General features: G+C 48.2%; 1 pseudogene. It reads left to right on the top strand.

Annotated features, from left to right (window positions below):
- Positions 1-267 precede the first annotated feature (267 nt).
- Positions 268-357: pseudogene (locus D0T87_RS23865) on the top strand (hypothetical protein); the annotation flags it as partial.

Consider the following 357-nt stretch of genomic DNA (forward strand, 5'->3'; position numbering starts at 1 on the left):
GATATATTGGCCTCTACGCCTTGGGCTGTTGCAATGAGCTTTTCTACCAGCGCATCGGACGAAACAACGATCTCATTTCCCGGCAGACCCCCGCAGAGAAAGGTTTATAACTTAAACAGCTTACCCTGGGGTGGAATGGGAGTGGTCCCGTCCTCTTGTGTCGTTTGTTTATGACAATGCCGGTTGTGATGGAGCTATTGCCGACACCGTTTGGGGAACGACCGATGCCCAGAGTTCTGGCTATCAGGAAGCAGGAAACTGGGTAGGGGTATTATTTTGACTGCTTCTCATAATCCTAAACAATGGAATGCGCTGAAACTTCTGAATGAATATGGCGAATTTCTGAATGATGCCGAA

Source organism: Bacteroides sp. 51 (assembly GCF_010500965.1).
Classification (GTDB): domain Bacteria; phylum Bacteroidota; class Bacteroidia; order Bacteroidales; family Bacteroidaceae; genus Bacteroides.